This window comes from Lactobacillus xujianguonis, from assembly GCF_004009905.1.
GTDB classification, from domain to species: Bacteria; Bacillota; Bacilli; order Lactobacillales; family Lactobacillaceae; genus Lactobacillus; species Lactobacillus xujianguonis.
In genome coordinates this window covers 79,139-96,711 of the sequence record NZ_ML136871.1, presented here as the reverse complement: position 1 = coordinate 96,711, position 17,573 = coordinate 79,139, and the positions used below count along the sequence as shown (strand labels likewise).

General features: G+C 37.8%; 16 protein-coding genes. All 16 read left to right on the top strand.

Annotated features, from left to right (window positions below; translation table 11 throughout):
• The first annotated feature begins 3 nt into the window (after window positions 1-3).
• Window positions 4-6,471, top strand: coding sequence for a phage tail tape measure protein (locus tag EJK17_RS00430; protein WP_103661150.1), 6,468 nt, complete (start codon window positions 4-6; stop codon window positions 6,469-6,471).
• Window positions 6,455-7,231 carry a phage tail protein gene (locus EJK17_RS00425; RefSeq protein WP_103661151.1) on the top strand — a complete coding sequence of 259 codons (777 nt, stop codon included), beginning with the start codon at window positions 6,455-6,457 and terminating at the stop codon, window positions 7,229-7,231. The genes EJK17_RS00430 and EJK17_RS00425 overlap by 17 nt, the downstream gene beginning before the upstream one ends.
• The gene (locus EJK17_RS00420) at window positions 7,231-10,536 is read left to right on the top strand and encodes a hypothetical protein (protein ID WP_103661152.1); all 3,306 of its coding nucleotides are present in this window, start codon (window positions 7,231-7,233) and stop codon (window positions 10,534-10,536) included. The genes EJK17_RS00425 and EJK17_RS00420 overlap by 1 nt, the downstream gene beginning before the upstream one ends.
• 13 nt (window positions 10,537-10,549) lie before the next feature.
• A complete protein-coding gene (locus EJK17_RS11350; protein ID WP_103661153.1) occupies window positions 10,550-10,762 on the top strand; it encodes a hypothetical protein in 213 nt (70 codons plus the stop codon).
• A complete protein-coding gene (locus EJK17_RS00415; RefSeq protein WP_103661154.1) occupies window positions 10,710-12,131 on the top strand; it encodes a hypothetical protein in 1,422 nt (473 codons plus the stop codon). Before EJK17_RS11350 ends, EJK17_RS00415 begins: the two co-directional genes overlap by 53 nt.
• A 15-nt stretch (window positions 12,132-12,146) precedes the next feature.
• Entirely contained in the window at window positions 12,147-12,662 is a 516-nt protein-coding gene (locus EJK17_RS00410) for a hypothetical protein (RefSeq protein WP_127796097.1), read from the top strand.
• Between the two features lie 98 nt (window positions 12,663-12,760).
• Window positions 12,761-13,249, top strand: coding sequence for a hypothetical protein (locus EJK17_RS00405; protein WP_127796096.1), 489 nt, complete (start codon window positions 12,761-12,763; stop codon window positions 13,247-13,249).
• The gene (locus tag EJK17_RS00400; protein ID WP_127796095.1) at window positions 13,242-13,637 is read left to right on the top strand and encodes a hypothetical protein; all 396 of its coding nucleotides are present in this window, start codon (window positions 13,242-13,244) and stop codon (window positions 13,635-13,637) included. Before EJK17_RS00405 ends, EJK17_RS00400 begins: the two co-directional genes overlap by 8 nt.
• The gene (locus EJK17_RS00395) at window positions 13,637-14,359 is read left to right on the top strand and encodes a hypothetical protein (RefSeq protein ID WP_127796094.1); all 723 of its coding nucleotides are present in this window, start codon (window positions 13,637-13,639) and stop codon (window positions 14,357-14,359) included. Before EJK17_RS00400 ends, EJK17_RS00395 begins: the two co-directional genes overlap by 1 nt.
• Before the next feature lies 1 nt (window position 14,360).
• Window positions 14,361-14,795, top strand: a complete 435-nt coding sequence (locus EJK17_RS00390) for a hypothetical protein (RefSeq protein WP_103661159.1) — start codon at window positions 14,361-14,363, stop codon at window positions 14,793-14,795.
• Between the two features lie 159 nt (window positions 14,796-14,954).
• Window positions 14,955-15,446 carry a hypothetical protein gene (locus EJK17_RS00385; protein ID WP_103661160.1) on the top strand — a complete coding sequence of 164 codons (492 nt, stop codon included), beginning with the start codon at window positions 14,955-14,957 and terminating at the stop codon, window positions 15,444-15,446.
• Between the two features lie 2 nt (window positions 15,447-15,448).
• Complete coding sequence (locus EJK17_RS11345) at window positions 15,449-15,607, top strand: hypothetical protein (RefSeq protein ID WP_161494897.1); 159 nt, start codon at window positions 15,449-15,451, stop codon at window positions 15,605-15,607.
• Complete coding sequence (locus tag EJK17_RS00380) at window positions 15,570-15,989, top strand: hypothetical protein (protein WP_103661161.1); 420 nt, start codon at window positions 15,570-15,572, stop codon at window positions 15,987-15,989. The genes EJK17_RS11345 and EJK17_RS00380 overlap by 38 nt, the downstream gene beginning before the upstream one ends.
• A 17-nt stretch (window positions 15,990-16,006) precedes the next feature.
• Window positions 16,007-16,240 (top strand): hypothetical protein, encoded by a 234-nt coding sequence (locus EJK17_RS00375; RefSeq protein WP_236629309.1) that lies wholly within the window; start codon window positions 16,007-16,009, stop codon window positions 16,238-16,240.
• Entirely contained in the window at window positions 16,224-16,652 is a 429-nt protein-coding gene (locus EJK17_RS00370; protein WP_236629310.1) for a phage holin, read from the top strand. The genes EJK17_RS00375 and EJK17_RS00370 overlap by 17 nt, the downstream gene beginning before the upstream one ends.
• Window positions 16,645-17,547 (top strand): GH25 family lysozyme, encoded by a 903-nt coding sequence (locus EJK17_RS00365; protein WP_103661163.1) that lies wholly within the window; start codon window positions 16,645-16,647, stop codon window positions 17,545-17,547. Before EJK17_RS00370 ends, EJK17_RS00365 begins: the two co-directional genes overlap by 8 nt.
• The last annotated feature ends 26 nt before the right edge of the window (window positions 17,548-17,573 follow it).

Genomic DNA, 17,573 nt, shown 5'->3' with positions numbered 1-17,573 from the left:
TAAATGGCAAATATTCCATTGGGGTCCATGAGTACGGAAGTTAAGCTTGATGGATCTCAATCAGTTAAGACTTTACGTGAATTAAAACAAGCTGTAACTCAAGCTACTAGTGCTTGGAAAGCTCAACGTGCAGAACTTGCATCAGTTGGTAAATCTACCGAAGCAGCTGAAGCTAAATACAAAGGGTTAAGTGAATCTATTCAGAAACAAAAGGAATTGATTTCTGGTTTTGAAGCTAGTCAAAAGCACTTAGCAGAAGCTCAAAAGACAGTTGATCGCTCTACTAAAGAAGGTCGTCAAGAATACGGTAAGTATAATGAAGCCCTTCAAAAGAATGAAACACGTTTGCATTCCGCTCAGCAAAAGCTTCAAGCTTTAACTCAGCAACAAACTAAAGCTAAATCATCACTTAATTATTACAAGTCTGGTTTAGCTGATGTTCAAAAGCAGCTTAAAACAAATGAAGCAGTTGCAAAATCTTATGTTGTCCGGCTTAATGCTGAAGGTAAGGGCTATGAATCAGCTAAAGCAAAATTAAATTCTTACAAAGATTCTTTAGCTAATTTACGAAAGCAGCAAACTATTCAAAACAGCGAACTCTCTCGCATTGCTAAAGAAACTGGCAAAACCAGTGATGCATATAAGCGTCAACAAGTTCGGGTTAATGAAACTGCTACTAGTATTGCTCACTTAAATAGCAAGATTAAGTCTAGTCAAGCTGAAGTAAATCGTTTAAATCCAGGTGGCTTTAATAAGCTAGCTAATGGTGCTAAGCATGTAACTTCTGCTACCGAAAAGATGAAATCTGGTTTCTCTAAAACCTGGTCTCACATTAAATCTGGAGCTACAGTTGCTGCTACTGGCATTGGAGCTGTGGGTGCAGCTGCAATTTCTGGAGCTAAAAAGGCCGGAAACTTACAACAAAGTTATAAAGAAATTACTAACTTAGCGGTTACCGGTGGTGAAAAGCAAAAAGAAGTGCTTAAAGCAGTTACTCAAATGCAACGTGATGGCCGTGATATGTCAATTAAGTATGGCAAATCACAACAAAGCATTGCGGAAGCGTATGAAGAACTAATCAAGCGTGGTTACACTACCAAACAAGCTTTAGGTGCGATGAAAACCGAACTTCAAGGCTCAGTTGCTTCAGGTGATGACTTTAAAGATGTTGTTTCAGTATCATCCACAGTGCTGGAAAGTTTCGGGATGCGTGCTAAGAGCACCACTAAGATGACCAGCAATACCAAACGTGCTGTTAATGAGTTAGCTTATGCTGCCGACATGACTTCAACCGGTTTTAAAGACTTAGGATATGGAATGTCCTATGTCGGTTCATCAGCACACCAAGCTGGCTTTAGTTTGTCAGAAACTGCTTCTGCCATGGGTATTTTATCCAACAACGGTTTGGAAGCTTCTAAAGCTGGTACTGGGTTAAACCAAGTAATTAACCGGCTGTCCGATGCTACAGGAAAATTAGTTAAAGGTGATAAGAAGAACGTCCTTGCCAAACTGGGCATTACTCCTAAGGAAATCACTAATTCTAAAGGTCAACTTAAGAGCTTAGGTACTGTCTTTGGTGTTTTACAAAAGCACATGAAAGGCATGACCAAGGTTCAAAAGATCAACATCATGAAGAGCTTGTTTGGTGTTAACGGTGAACAAGCTGGTTTGATCTTGGCTAAGTACAACAAGCAACTTGATACTTTAAGCGGCAAAGTACTTAAAGCTGGTAAGAATGGTAAATATGTTTCTGACTTAGCTGCTAAAAATAGTCAAACTGCAAAAATGCAAATGGCTAGATTAAAGCAAGCTGGTAATGCATTTGCTATGACTCTTGGTGCCAAGATGCTTCCAGCTATCAATGAAGCTGGCGATTCTTTAGTTGTATTTTTAACTAAATCTAAAGATGGTAAGCGTCTTACTAATGATTTTGCTAAAGCTGTGGAAGGCTTAGCAACTGGCTTAGCTAATACCATTAAGTGGATTGCTAAACACCCAAATGAAACCAAGATGATTGCAACTGGTTTGGGTGCTGCTTATGGTGTGGTCAAATTAGCAAGTTTTGTTCAGTGGCTTAATAAGACACGCTTAGCTTTCAAAGGCTTAAGCATTGGCTCCAAGTTATTAAGCGGATGGGATAAATCATTAATCCATTTATCCAATGCTAAAACTAGAATCGGTAAAGTTGCTTCTGTAATTGGTAAGCTAAATGGCAAATTCTTAAACGTTGGTAAAAAGCTCGGAACTGCTTTAGGCAACGGACTTAAGAGTATTGGCGATAAAGCTTTATCTGCTGGTAAGTTCTTGGGTTCTAAGATTACTCAAGGGATTAAGGCAACCATGAAGTTTAGCATGGGTAAGCGTCTTGCTACTGGTGCTTTAGCTGGTGGAACTGTAGCAGTTCCTGAAGTGGTTAATGCTGTAAAGGACCGACATTCAGCTACTAAGCGTAGTCAAGATATTGGTGGCGCAGTTGGTGCCGTTGCTGGTGGTGCTTTAACTTCAATGATTCCAGTTGTCGGGCCGATGTTAGCTCCAATTGGGGCAATCATTGGTAAATACGCTGGACGTTGGGGCGGCCAAGCAGTTAATAAATTTACCAAAGGTTGGCAATCTAAAAAGCCACCAAAGAAGTTCTGGAGCTTAGAAAACTTAGGTTGGTCAGCTCACAGTATGTGGAATGGCTTTACCAAATCAGTTGGTAAAACTATTAAATGGTTCAAAAAGAATTGGAAAGAAGTCGGAATTTATTTCATTAGCCCATTAGCTGGTGCGATTAATTCCCTTTACAAACACAATCCTAAATTCCGTAAGTGGGTTAAGGGACTAGTTAAAGGCTTTAAGAAGGCTTGGAAAAATACCGGTAAATGGTTTGGCAAGCTTGGTAAGAATATCCAAAAATCTTGGAAGGGCATGACCAGTTGGTTTAAGAAACTTGGTAAAAATATGGCCAATGGTCTTAAATCATCTTGGAAAGGCATGACCAAATGGTTCTCTAATATCGGTAAAGGTATTAAGAAATATTGGAAGACTTTAGTTAACTGGTATGCCAAACTTGGAAAGAGTATGGTCAAGGGCTTAAAGCTTGCTTGGAAGAGCATGCCTAAATGGTTCTCAGGCATTGGTAAAGCTGTTAAGCATACTTGGTCAAGCATGACCGGTTTCTTTAAGAATCTTGGTAAAAATACCGCTGAATTCTTCAAACATCCGTGGAAGTCAATTAAAGACTGGTTCTCAGGTATCATTGATGGAATTAAATCTACTTGGGACAGCTTTTGGGGTCATGTTTCTGGTCCGCTAAGCAAACTCTCTCATATCCACTTTGCAAACGGTACTGATTGGCGTAAAAAGTATGGCGTGCCTGCTATCGTTAACGATGCTGCCGGTAGTGAATATCGTGAAGGCTTATTAGTCAATGGAAAGGTTATTCCATTTCCTAAAAAGCGTAATATGCCATTCTGGTTAATGCCTGATCAAGATATTATCAATGGTCATGATATGGCTAAACTTTATGGTAAGCATTTTGCTAAAGGCACATTAGATATTGCTATGCCAGGTAGCAAGGAATTTAGTAAGATTGCTAAAGAACTTACTACCACTACTAAGAAGCACTTAAAGCTTGCTAAAAAGGAAGCTGATAAGCGTGACCACAGACACAGTGAAGAACAACTAGCCAAAACTCGTCAAAAGCATGATCAAGCTCAACTTAAGAAGCTTGGTGATGAAATTAGTAGAGCTTTGAAGGCTAAGAATGGCACCCGTGTTCATGAGCTAACTGGTAAGTTTAACAAACTAAGTGCCAAAGTTTCTGCTGATAAAAAGAAAGTCAACAGCTTTAAACCACATGCTGGTCAAGTACTTGTTGATCAAGGTTTACTTATTGGCTCAAAGACTCGCATTGGCCACTCAGTTTACATCTCTAAGCGTTTATTTAATAAGCTGATCAAACAGTTTAAGGATCAAGAAAAAGCTCGTAAGAAACGAGAACGTAAGCGTAAAGAAAAGAAGTCTACTCGTAAGAGCAGAACTACAAAAACTCATAGACGTAGAACAACCTCCACGAGAAGTCGTTCATATTCTTATCGTGTACCATCAATTTCTTCTAAGTCCATTAGTGTTTCTGCTAAAGGCACTAAATCTGTTAAGGCTTTAGCTAAAGCTCTTAAGTCAATTAAGGGTGGCAAACATACAGTTTCCGTTAAAACTAAAGGTCTTAAATCTGTTAAATCTTTAGCTAAGCAAGTCAAGAGAATTAAAGGTCATACTAGTCACGTTAAGGTTAAGACTTCTGGATCAAAGTCTTTGAAGTCATTAGCTAAAAACATTACCAGTGTACATAGCCGTATTAATTCTCTTACTAAAGCAGCTAAGAAAAACAAATTTGGATCAGTTATTTCTAAGCAAGCTGTGGAAGCAGTTAAATCCCTCAAGGGTAAAGGTAATTTTACCAAGCAGTTTACTTCCATGACTAAGAAGTTTGATAAAGAATTGAAATCAATGGCTAAGAATTCTAAGAGCGAATTTAAGTCCATGTGGTCTCAAATCGAAAAGTCTTCTAAGTCTGGAGAAAATAAGATAACTCATGAATTAAGCAGCTTTGCAAAGAAATTTAAGAGTGATTGGAAGTCGCTCGAAAATGCGGTATCTCATACCTTTAGTCATTTCTGGACTAGTATGAAGAATGCAGCTGGTAAGGGCGTAAATGCTGTAATTAGAGTTCTTAACTCAGCCATTGGCAAGATTGATTCTGTAATTTCAGAGTTTGGTGGTTCTAAATCTGCAGTTCATAAGTCCGGTTTGGTTCACTATGCCGGTGGTACTGATGCAAATGGCCGCTTAACTCATGATACTTTAGCTATCGTTAATGATGCTCAATCCGGCCCACGACAGGAAGCAATTGTTACTGATACTAATGATGTGCTTTTACCTCGTGGCAACAATGTTCCAGTAATGTTACGTAAAGGTTGGGGTGTTTTAAATGGCACTCAAACTCAAAGTTTAGGACTTCCACATTTTGCTAATGGTACTGGTCTTAAGGGCCTTTATGATTTAGCCAAAAAATACTGGGGTCATCCTGATAAAACTGGTAAATCAATGTTTGGTGCAGTCACTGGTTTAACTGGTGCTGTGAAAGATTTAGCTTCAGGAATGCGTATTAAGTCTGAAAAGTCAGGCGTTAACTGGTGGTCTCAACTGTGGAAGATGGTTGAGGATAAGGTTAATGATGATGATTTAGGCCCTGCTTCTGGTTTACTAAAAGCCGTTGAGGAATTAGGACATGGCAAACGTTATCTTTGGGGTGGATATGGCATTGACTCTAAAGGATTAGACTGTTCAGGTTTAGTTTCAACGGCTTTGGAGCATTACTTCCATTCAGGCTGGGGTCACTTAGATGTAGCTGGCTTGTGGCGGCATGCAACTAAAATCTCACGTGCTGAAGCTAAGCCTGGTGATCCAGTATTTTGGCTTCCAGATGAACACGTTGGTATCTATGCCGGACACGGTAGATATTACTCCGCCTATGGTCCAAATGATGGTGGTCCGATTGGGATGCAATCTGTTGGCTCTGGTGCTACTTTTGGACGTTTTAAGGGCATTAATACTGAAGGTAGTAGGTCAGTTACCCCTAAGATTAAAGCTAATACAAAATTACAAAAGCAAATTAAGAATCAAGTAGGTCAAGGCTTCTGGAAGACAATTCAGAAGATCGCTGATAAATACGGTGAACAATTCAATGGTGCTAATGCTATTTCAGGTAGCATGATTGAAGCAGCTGCTAAGAAGATGCACGTCAATTTACCTGATGGATTTGTCAAGGATGTGTTACGAGTTGCAATGAGCGAAACTGGTAACAGAAACATTCAACAGCAAATTCATGATGTTAACTCTGGCGGTAATGAAGCTCAAGGTCCATTGCAATTTACTCGACAAACCTTTAAAGCTTATGCAATGCCAGGGCACACTAACATTCATAACCCTTATGATGAATTGCTGGCATTTTTCAATAACTCAGATTGGAAAAACTCCATTGGTTGGACGACTATTTGGGGTCATAGAAAGTTTGACTGGTTGCATTCTGGACCACAAGGACACCGCAGATTTGCCAATGGTGGCATTGCCAATAAGCCAAGCATTTTTGGTGAAGCTGGTCCTGAAATGGCAATACCTTTAATCCCAAGTAAGTCAACACGTGCTTGGGAATTAATTGGTAAAGCAGTCGGAATTTTATCAAATAATTCCGGAGCTACAACTCAACAAATTGATACACAAGAGCAAAAAGAAGAGCACGACTTTAGAAAAGCCGTGCTTTTGTTATTGCAACAATTAGTTGCAAAAGATGGCAGTGTAGATGTTAAGTTAACTACTCCTGCCGGTCGTGCGTTATGGGAAGTTGTTGAACCCTACTCAAAGCAAGAGCAACGTGCCGAACAAATTAGACAAAGGAGGGGATTAAGTGGAAGATTTAGATAATTATAAAGGCATTGTTTTCAACAATCGTAAATCTACTGATTTTGGAATTCTTGTAAAGTATCCTTTTAATCCAGTGCATCCAGTACCGGATATTGATACATCGCATGTTAATTCCAGAAGCGGTGATTATTTAGTTGATTATGGATCTTATCAAAATACTACTCAGACTTTTAACATTATTGTTAAACTTCCTTCTGAATGGACTAGAGCTGAATTTAATCGTCAGTTGATTAACTGGCTAATGCCTCCACAGATGGACGGTAAAAGACAATACAGTTACTTTTATTTTGATGAAGATGAAAACTATGCTTTTTACGGAATTGTTAAAGATGTACCAACAATTGAATGGGATGAAAATTCTACTAATTTAGGTACTGGCACCATCTCAATCTATACTGATCCGTTTTATTACCGACTAGATGGGATTAAATTTACTGATCTGCCAAAAGCGGGTTATGTAAATAATCTGGATAGTCGTGAGACTAGTCCAGACTGGCATTTTATCGCTAATGGTACTTTTATCCTTTATGTCAATGGCTTACCTTATGAGTTTGACAATATGGAAGGTGAATTTTGGGTAAGTGGTGAAACTGGTGATGTATATGATGCTTCAAATAATCTTTACAACAATCAGTGCCATTTTCCTAACTTAGAGCCACCAACTCTCTCATATGGTAAGAACACGATTGAAATTACTGCTGATAGTTCCAATACCATTCAATTGGCTGAATATAAGCCGAAATGGAGGCGACTAATCTAATGGCTAAGGTGACAGTTGGTACAATTCCAGAAATTAACTATGGTGAGTATGAGGGCTATGAAAAGATGCCTCATTTATACGACAGTTTAACTGCTGATTTAACAACAGCTGGCTATCCTTTGCCAGATTCGATTACTTGCCAAGTTTCAGGCAACGCTAGTCAGTATCCAACTTTGCAAATGACTTATCCTGCAGATGGTATCAATGCTGATAAATTAGCTGAAAACAAGTGGATCATGGAAGATGCTAATGCTAAATTCTTGCATCAGCTTTTCAAGATTACTCATATTCAGCAAGAGTTAGATAACATTGTTGTGGATGCAGAGCATATTTCTGCAACGCTTAATGATGCAATCATTCCTGATGAGATTCAGCTTAAAAATGTAAGTGCTCAGGACTTTATGAACCAAGTTTTTAACATCATGGAGCCGCAAAAAGAGTTTACTTTTGATAGTGATGTGATGCGTCAAAGCAGCGTAAATCTTGAGGATGGTAAGACAGTTGGTTCAATCCTTACTGATCCAGATCAAGAGGGAGACGAGGCAACTCAATCTTTACTTGGTTTATTTGGTGGTGAGTTGGAATTTGACAATTTCAGAATTCATCACACATTACATGCTGGTAAAGATTCCGGTATTGAAGTAAATAGCAAAAACATTACATCCTTAAACCATGATAAAAGCACCGAGTCGATGTTTACCGGTGCTGTTTTTGTTGCAAGTTATGAACCAGGTCAAGCTATCGCTAAAGAAGATTGGTCCGGTTGGTCAAGCTGGCAAAGCAATTACAGCAGTATCGGTATTACTTACATGGCTGGTGGTTCGATTAATATTTATGACTCACCAGTTGAGGGTCAGAAAATTATCAGAACCATTACTAATGGTCAAAAGTTAAAGCTTGGAACCATTGTTAATGATGGTGACTTTACTCCTGATGGCAAATATCAAATTAATACTGTTAATTCTACTGGCTGGTATCCAATTGATCCGGCAGATGGTGGAGGATGGATTGAATCTGATTGGTTAACTTTTGATCAAACTGGTGCTTATATCGTTAATCCGGTAACTGGACATATTACTGTACAAGCTTCTGATCCACACGATGAGTCAGGTTTGGGAAGTCGTGTAAGTATTTCTGGCTATGCTGTCGTGGCTTACAAAAAAGGTGGCAGTATTTACGGTTACTATGCACCTGATATTGGCCCTCAGCATTACCGTAATGGTAAGACGTACAAGAACGGTAAAAGAATCCATTACGATATGGTAGAGCGGAATACTAAGGGAGATTTGTGGTACAGAGTAAGTGATCACAATTGGTTATATGGTCCTCACTTGTCACTCTCACAAGATGGCTCCTACCAAAGTTTTAGTAACTATGGTTACGGTTACGTTAAAGATGGCGCTGTTAAGTATCACTTAAATAAAAATCATCAAATGGTTGCTACCACTAAAACGGTTGATAAAGCTGGTAGTAAAAGCAAACGGAGTAAGAATTACTGGAAAACTAAGAAGAAAAAAGTAAAAGTTAAAGCTAAAAAGGGTATGACTACAATTGACCGTACAATTACTCAAGGTGGCGTAACTTACCAGCATACTAAGTATGGTTGGGTTAAAAGTTCCGGTATATCTTATACACAAGATGGTTCCGTTAAGCCTCAGACTTCTAGCAGCTACTTAAAGCAAAGAGTTACTGATCACTCAAAAGTTGAAATTTATTCCACACCAAGTACCCATGATGCTCTTAACTGGTCAATTCCAAGCGGTACAAGCTTAGATGTAACTGGTTATGAAGCTAAAGGTGGAGATGGTAAAACCTATGTGCAAGTAACTTATGCTGGCAAAACTGGGTGGCTACCTGAAGATTCCATTGATGATAAGAATTCTCAGTTAAATGCTCCTGATGCTGGGGCTGATACTGATACCAGTAGCAATATGGTGGCTAACATTGATCAATCTCAAAAAACTGTCAAAGTTAAAGTTGGTCCTATATATGCTGATGGCTTTGGCATTAATCCTAATATCGATAAAGTCACATATGTGGATGTATCAGATCTATTTACACACGATGATCAAGATCTGTCCGGTCAGCAACCGGATGGGTCTTTTGTTCCTACTCAAAAAGATATTGATCAAGTCACTGAAATTGGTAGACAGTATTTAATTGAACACCGTTTTGGTCATCCACAGATCAGCACAACAATTGGTTATCAAGAGATGTCAGGCATTAATGCTGATTTTCAACAATTATCGCTGTATGACTATTTGTATGTTAAGTATGACAAATACAATTTGTCGGAGAGAGTGCAAGTTAATGGCTATGTTTGGGACTGCTTAGCACATCGATATATTAGTTTAACGTTGGGTAATTTACCTATTAGTTGGGTACACCTGCTGCAGAAAAAAATTGATCAGAAATCTAATGAGCGCATTAGTCGTGTTACTGGTCAAGTTAACCAAGTTGGTGGTTTTGTCGGGGCTGTTAACCAAGCTCTTAAGCTTCAAGGCAGTGCACAAACCCAAGCTTGGGAAAACTTAATGGTCAAGTTAGGTGATGCTCACTACACTGCTGATAAAAATGGTAAACAAGTGCTGCAATTTGATGAATCCGTAGCTGCCTTCGCTAAACATATGTCAGATATGAAAACAAGTATTGATAATCTTGGTAGCTATATAGCTACCGGACCTAAAGGTATTTTGAAATTTGTGGATGATTCTGGAAATGAAAATATGCAGAATCCAACTGAAATTAGAGCTTACAATGGGTCAACCTATTTTTCTCTAAATAACAATGGTATTTCATTTAAAGACCAAAACGGGAATGATCATGCTTTGTTTGGAGTTAATCCATACAATGGTGAAATTACAGGTAATTTTTTCGTTGATCAGGCACATATTCCAGTACTGGATGCATCACATATCCAAACTGATACGATTACATCATTGGGAACCATTCAAGGAAACTTGCAAGTTTCTAATGGCAATCCGTACGTAACTGTACAGATTGGTAATGTCACTAACACTGTGCCTCACTATGGAGACAGTGGAGATGTTCAAGGAGGTATTGGTATTTCTACTACTAATTACAATACGTTTATTGGATCGGGTTATATCAATATTGGTGGTGGCCAAAATTGGATTACTACTTCGCAAGCTAGTTTAGGTGATGTACTAATTAGAGATGGCATAATCACTAGGAATCGCAATGGAAGAAGTGAACAGGTTTTATGGACTTCTGCCGCTAACAATGTTTTAGGAAATTGGATTAAAGGCTATTGGAGAGGACCTGCAAAGTATTGGGATTTATAAGAGGTAAGTCGTTATGCAAAATACAATGATTACAACTTTAGCTAATAACATGGGAACTCAAATTACACAACTAAACATGGAATTGGCCAAAGTAACTGATGAAAAGAACCAGTTAGAAATTAGAAATGCTGAGTTACAGAAAATTGTAGATAAATATAGAAAGGAGAAGGCTCATGAGTCTAGCGCCAATAACTCTAACAACAGACAAGAGCACAGCAGTAATTGATAATGCACATCGTAAACTTCGACAAGATGAAAATGGCTTATCAATTACTGTCACGGTTTTAAATGCAGATAATTCTGCCTATAACTTGACTGGTAAAAATCTAGTTTTTTGTGAGAACAAAAATGGTAATAAAATCATTATTGATAATGGGCAAGGAGACAATTCTGGTAAATTTACTCGTAGTTCAGATAACGACAGTAAAGGCATTTTTACATACTGTTTACAACCTGATATTTATACAGCAAGTGGTAAAGCTTGGTTTGAGATTACTGATGGCACTACAGTAGACTCCACTAAAAATTTTTATTTTGATGTTGAAAAAGACGCTCAGATTAGTGTTACCAATAATGATTATGTAGGATCACTTAAAGCTTTGGAAACTGCAATGGCAGGCGTCCAAACAAAATTAACAAGTGATCTAAATGATATGCAAGCGCAACTTACTGAGCAGATTACTAATACCAAAGCTGCTAATCAACAAGCGATTACTAACGCTTTAAAAGATTTAACAGATAAAACTACTGCTGCTCTCTCTAATGTGGAAGGATATACTAATACGATCAATCAGAAGTATAATGATGATTTTTCCAAATTAAGAACTAATTTTGAGTCTTGGGAAACTTCCACAATTGATAGCTATCAAAAACAGGTTAATGGCATACTTGCTCAAGTACAACAGAATGGCACTGATGTTACTAATATTCAGAAGCAAATTAATGATGCCGTATCCAAGATGCAACAGCTTGCAAAGCAGTTTAGTGCCATAGACTTTACTCGATTCGTTAAACCATCAGATTTACAAAATTACTACACCAAAAGGGAAACAAATGAAAAAATTACTGATGATTTAGCCAATTATTACACTCAAGATCAAGTTAATGAAAAGCTGAACGATGCAGGTAAGGTCAAAACAGTTAATAACGTTCAGCCAGATAGCAACGGCAACATTAGCTTGCCTGCAGGTGGTGTTACTAGCTTTAATGGACAAAAAGGTGACATTAACTTCAAAGTTAATCACACAGGTTACGACAGCCCTCAAGCAGCATTTGAAGCGTCTAAGACAGGTGATGGGGTTTATATCTACGATGCAGATGATGGACCAACTTCGGCAACTTTACCTGATAACACTGTTATCACAGTTACCAGTAATCATGACGCAATTGTTGCTCTGCAAGATAAGGTTAATCAACAGGACAATTCAAGCGATTTGCAAAATATCAAAAACACGATTGCTCAAATGCAAAACAATTATGCTACTAAGACAGACTTAGACGCTGCAACACATGGTGTAGAAATCTCAGAAGCTGACTACAATAAACTGCCGGCAGAGCAGAAAAACAAGGAACATATCGTATATATAGTGCACTAGAAAGGTGGTTGCGTAATGGCTGAAACAAAGATGCTTGGATATAAGAACACCGATTATTATCCAATAACAACGTCAAAAGATGGAATTTATCAATTAAGTAATACGGAATGTATGCCTAACTTAATTGGACAAGCAATTGACTGGTCTAAATACAGAAAGACCAATGAAAAAATCACGACTTTTGATTGGCTTGCATATGACACAATAAAAAAAGATGAAATTTTTAACGCTTTTTTGGCAATGAAAGATAACGACCCCAGAAACTGGGGGGATAATTATAATAATTCTACTATTTTAAGTGAAGCAATTATCCCTGCTAATAATTTAGCTATTACACCTGATAATGTTAATTATCGTGCTAAAGATACCTTATTTTTAGGGGTCTTTTACAACGCCACAGATGATAATAGTTGGACAATGGATTCGGCTGAAGTAAAGGCACCCTTCCTATATATGGTTTGGGTTAAATATGACGATGTAAAGAAATACATTATTAAGGATGGAGCCATAGAAACAAAGAGGTTAGGATAATTCTTATGCTTATAAGAAGAATTGATAACACTAACGATAACGATTTTATGCAACGACAGTGAATAGCTGCCGTTTTTATTTTTGAAAGGAGAAAACATATGACTCAAATCTATGAAAATGGCAAGCAGATTTTAAATGATGTCAGCCAGAAGGATTTTGATAAGAAAGTAAATGTGGATACACCTTTGTATAAGCATTTAGGTTCACAAAATCCAGCAGATTATAAAGACTTGGTTAAGCAGCTTGGAGTTAATGACTCTGATGGACATTTGATGGTTATTAGAGACGAATTTCCTAGCAATGTAAATGGTGCTTTTGCTGATAATTATTCTGATGCAATAGCTTTTGGTGGAAAGGATACAATTAAGATCTTTAGTATTAATTCTTTTGCCCATAAAGCTAAAATTACATCTTTAAACGGCATTAATAATACGGCATTAGGTGGCTGGGAAGATTACATTGCGTGGAAGTCTGACATCCAACGATTAGAACAAGAAATTTCAGACCTAAAAAAGCAAATCGGGGGGGTACTCAGTAGTCTCCTAACCCACTGGTACCGCGGAAAGGCGGTGCTTTACAATGGCTAGATTTTTTGCTAAAGGTGAAGAGCTTTTAAATGCTCACAGTCTGCTATCAGCTCTCGTTAATAGCAATCAAATTGTTAAGATTGATAGTCATGTTGATTTAAACTCTCTTGAACCTGGAATTTATGCTTCATGGGGTGAAAAGCCAATTAATTCTCCTAATGCTACCGCTCCATGGGCAAAATATATTACTGCAAAATTTATACCAAGTGCTCCTGCTATGTTCCAATTAGTAATTGATACAAATTCTAAATTGTTTGTAAGAACTAAAGGCGGAGATCCGATTCAATGGAATACCTGGCACGCACTTGAAATCGGGGGGGTAACGCATAGCCTACATTCTTACTGGCGCAAGGCTTTAGCTACTTCCACAAGATTGGAGGTAGCATAATGGCAAGCATTTTTCTAAAAGGAGCTAAGAACCCAATTCAGTTGGCAGAAAAGAAGGATATTCCACAAACTAATCTATATGTTGGAACATCTGATTTTTCAGGCACTAATTGGGAGAGCGCTGGTTATAATTACCTAAATAAAAATTTAACTGATACAAAATTAGATCCTAATGGCAATATTGCTTTTCACAATTTTGCACCATGGGCAGGAACATTCCAAAAGCAGTTGTTTGTTAAAGCTGGTGATATTTTTACTTTGGGCGCATATGTCTTTTCACCTACAAATAAAAATGACGTTTATTTTCAAGCATATACATTAGATTCAAATGGCGGCGATGGAAGTATCTTACATAAAACAATTAATGGCCAAGTTGTGACTCTTTCTGGGCACGACATTATAAAAAGCTCACAATCTGAACTTCCTTGGTCTTGGATAACAATCACAGCAGTAGCAAACTCGGATCATAATGTTAAAAATCCTTTTGGATTGAGAATTGAAAGCGCAAATAACAGAACGTTCTATATAGGATCAATGACGATGGTCAAAGGAACGCATTGCCCTAAATGGATCCCATCGATTAAAGATTATGTAATGAGGTCAGACTATGATGCATTAAGTAACCGTTTATCTGCCTTGGAATCCAAAATGGGGGGGGTAAAGCTCCGCTATAGGCTTTACATCAATGATTACACCACTTTCGTGAAGGAGGTGGCGGTTTAAGATGTTTATATCAATAGAAGGGAAGAGCTTTGAAACTATACGTAACAATATTACTGAAAATGTAATGTCTTGGGTGCCTAAGACTATGTTTGTACCAGGATATAAAAACACTTTAATAATTAATGATCCAACAGCAAGCGGTACAAGATTTGTATCTAAATTCATTAAAGTGTATCCGAACGAGACAGTTTCTGTAGAAGTTAATCCATTAACAAATAAAAATTTTCTATGGATGTATTACTTGGTGGACTCTCCTCAAGCAGGGTCTAAAGTTTATAATCCAAGCGCCAATTGGGAGAATGGCTCAAGTGCAACTTTTAATACTGGTAATGCAAAATATATCATTTTCCTTGTGGGTAATAATGATGGATTTACTGGTGTCAATACCTGGGAACTAAAATTTAAGCACACTGTTAATTTAGTAATTGAGGGATAAGTAAGGAGACTATCGTTTATGACAAACGTTAACGAGAACGCCCCACCTGGGGCTTTTATTTTCTGAGAAAAATACAAAACAGCGGAATCCCTTGTCGCTCAAGGGGTCTGTTTTTTCTGAGAAAAATACATTGAATTATTTAAGAAAGGAAAATTAATTATGGTAGAAGAAACACAAACCTCCACACCTACTGTGGAAGAAAACAAGAATTGGCAAGACAAAGCAAATGAAATGAAGAAACAAGTTGGTAACGGCCTGTTTGTACAATTGGCATACAGATCAGATGAAAAACATGACTGTGAACCAGTCTTACTTTCAGAAAAACAAGATTTCAATCGCTATCCAATTGTTGTTGATGTTCCAACTGGTTTAACTAGTCCTAAATTTAACTGGTCAACCGGCAAGTGGCTGGAAAACTCCACAAGTGGGGTAGCTAACCAATTAGCCAAGATTAAAGACAGGGTTGAAGCAATTCAGCAGCAACAAGATGAGAGTGCTAAGGCTAAGACTGCAGAGAGTGTTAAGAATGATCAGTTAACTAAAATGGTTACGATGATTGCAGGTCAACTAGGTACTTTAAGTGCAGACATTAAATCACTTAAGGCAACGCCAACACCAGCAACCACTGCTACACCTAAGGAGGGAGAGTAATTATGTTTGAAATTTATCAATTTGGCTATCAAGCTGGCTTTTTTGACCGTATGTTTTTAGAAAGCCAAGTGCAAGATGGCTCTCTATCTGAAGATGATTTTAAGAAGATTGTGGGCGATAACGATGCAACAAGATCTGGAGAAGATCAAAGCCAAGCTTAATGTGAGATATTCTGAAATTCTAATCGGACTTTTTATTTTGGGTAAAGGTTTGCTGCTAACAAAGGATACTAAGTACTTTATCTATCCTCCACAGTGGAAGCAGTATGAGAACAGCAAGTATGTAGCGATTGGCTTAATTGCATTAGGTGTGTTACTTATGGCATTTGCTTTTGTTACACCTTACGTCCATAAAACCAAAACGAAAATACAAATAATTATTATCACTAAAATACTGCTAGTGATGGCTGGCGTTGTATGTATGGCTTTAGCTTTGATACAACTGACTCACGGTGCATTTACGCCATACTATCGTATGGGACACTCAGCATGGGGAGATTTAATCATTTTTGGTTTTATCTATTTGACCGCTTGCGATGCCTGAAAGTGGGTGTTGTAAGTGTGAATGGAATTGGATATATCCTCACTGCCATTGGTAGTTTAATTACAGCAGTAACCCTGTTCTATAAAGCTTTTAACAGCTCAAAGCAAAATTCATTTGCTAAGATTATTGAAGAAAAAGACGAGGATTTAAAGAGAAAGTCCCAAGACGCTGAGTTATATCGTAAAAGATGGCTTAAAGCAGAAGCTGAAAATGACAAATTAAGAAAGGAATTGAATGATCGTGACAATTAAAGATTGGATTTATTTAGGTATTACTGTAGCAAGCTACTTGATTGCTATTATTGCTGGCGTTTATGCTAAAGATAAGGCAAAGATTAACCGTGCTACTCGTGCTGGCCAAGCCTTAGATGTTTTAGGCAAGCTTGCTACTAATGCAGTGCATGAAGCTGAATATATCGGTGGTTCTGGCAAAGAGAAGAGAGAATTTGCGAGTGAGATTATTACTCAAGGACTTGCTTGGTTTGGCATTAAGAACGTGACACCAAATGCTGTTAACGGTGCGATTGAAAAGGCAGTAAACGCAATGAATATTGCTAATGATACCGTAACTGATACTAGTACACCTGAAATTGCTAAAGATGTTCCTAATAGTGAAATTGTGCAACCAACTGAACCAATTAAGGACGTGACCAGCAATGCCTAGACAGTACGGTGTGGATGTTGCCAGTTTTAATCCAACAAGTTTAAGTAGTTATCATGTTGCAGGTGCTAAATTTGTAATTGTTAAGCTAACTGAAGGAACGGGCTATTTTAACCCTAAGGCAACAATGCAAATTAAGAGTGCTCATGCTCATCATATGTTTGTACATGCTTATCACTTTGCTAACTTTGGAGCTTCAGTAAAACAAGCTAAAGCAGAAGCTAAATGGTTTGTTAGTCGGGCTAAAGCGGTCAATATTAGTAAAAAGAGATACCTATGGCTTGATTGGGAAACTGGTGACGGTAATTCTGTAGTTGCAGGTAAAGGACCAAGTACACGGGCTATTTTAGCCTTCATGAAAGTGTGTGATCAAGCAGGCTATCATGTCGGGCTTTATTCAGGAGCTTCTTTAATGCGGAACAACATTCACAGTAAGCAAATTACTGATAAATATGGTACATGCTTATGGATTGCCTCATATGCCACAATGGGTCGAATTGATGAGCCTAATTTTAATAATTTCCCATCAATGGATGGCATTGCTATCTGGCAATTTACAGACAATTGGCATGGATTAGGTGTGGACGGTAATATTAGTTTAATTGATCTTCATGCAGCTAAAACCAGTGTTAAAACGTCAAAAAGTACTAAATCAGAACCTAAAAAGTCAGTTAATCATGAAAAATCTGCATTAACTGGAATTATTTATGTGCCGGTAATCAATAATGATCCTAACTGGAAAGTAAGATTATTAGACAGCAAAGGTCATTATCAAAAATACATTAAGACTAATACTAGTTGGAAAGTATGGGCTGAAAAGACTATTAAAGGTATGAAATGTTATAAGATTGGAACTGATCAGCAATGGATTCCAGCTAAATTTTGTAAAGTTAAATAATTAAAAAGAGCCACTCTAGGATTAAG

Coding starts and splice junctions, on each gene's coding strand:
- EJK17_RS00405 (WP_127796096.1), top strand. CDS start 12,761: ATGACTCAAATCTATGAAAATGGCAAGCAGATTTTAAATGATGTCAGC.
- EJK17_RS00385 (WP_103661160.1), top strand. CDS start 14,955: ATGGTAGAAGAAACACAAACCTCCACACCTACTGTGGAAGAAAACAAG.
- EJK17_RS00390 (WP_103661159.1), top strand. CDS start 14,361: ATGTTTATATCAATAGAAGGGAAGAGCTTTGAAACTATACGTAACAAT.
- EJK17_RS00430 (WP_103661150.1), top strand. CDS start 4: ATGGCAAATATTCCATTGGGGTCCATGAGTACGGAAGTTAAGCTTGAT.
- EJK17_RS00380 (WP_103661161.1), top strand. CDS start 15,570: ATGCAACAAGATCTGGAGAAGATCAAAGCCAAGCTTAATGTGAGATAT.
- EJK17_RS00400 (WP_127796095.1), top strand. CDS start 13,242: ATGGCTAGATTTTTTGCTAAAGGTGAAGAGCTTTTAAATGCTCACAGT.
- EJK17_RS00370 (WP_236629310.1), top strand. CDS start 16,224: ATGATCGTGACAATTAAAGATTGGATTTATTTAGGTATTACTGTAGCA.
- EJK17_RS11345 (WP_161494897.1), top strand. CDS start 15,449: ATGTTTGAAATTTATCAATTTGGCTATCAAGCTGGCTTTTTTGACCGT.
- EJK17_RS11350 (WP_103661153.1), top strand. CDS start 10,550: ATGCAAAATACAATGATTACAACTTTAGCTAATAACATGGGAACTCAA.
- EJK17_RS00420 (WP_103661152.1), top strand. CDS start 7,231: ATGGCTAAGGTGACAGTTGGTACAATTCCAGAAATTAACTATGGTGAG.
- EJK17_RS00365 (WP_103661163.1), top strand. CDS start 16,645: ATGCCTAGACAGTACGGTGTGGATGTTGCCAGTTTTAATCCAACAAGT.
- EJK17_RS00395 (WP_127796094.1), top strand. CDS start 13,637: ATGGCAAGCATTTTTCTAAAAGGAGCTAAGAACCCAATTCAGTTGGCA.
- EJK17_RS00410 (WP_127796097.1), top strand. CDS start 12,147: ATGGCTGAAACAAAGATGCTTGGATATAAGAACACCGATTATTATCCA.
- EJK17_RS00415 (WP_103661154.1), top strand. CDS start 10,710: ATGAGTCTAGCGCCAATAACTCTAACAACAGACAAGAGCACAGCAGTA.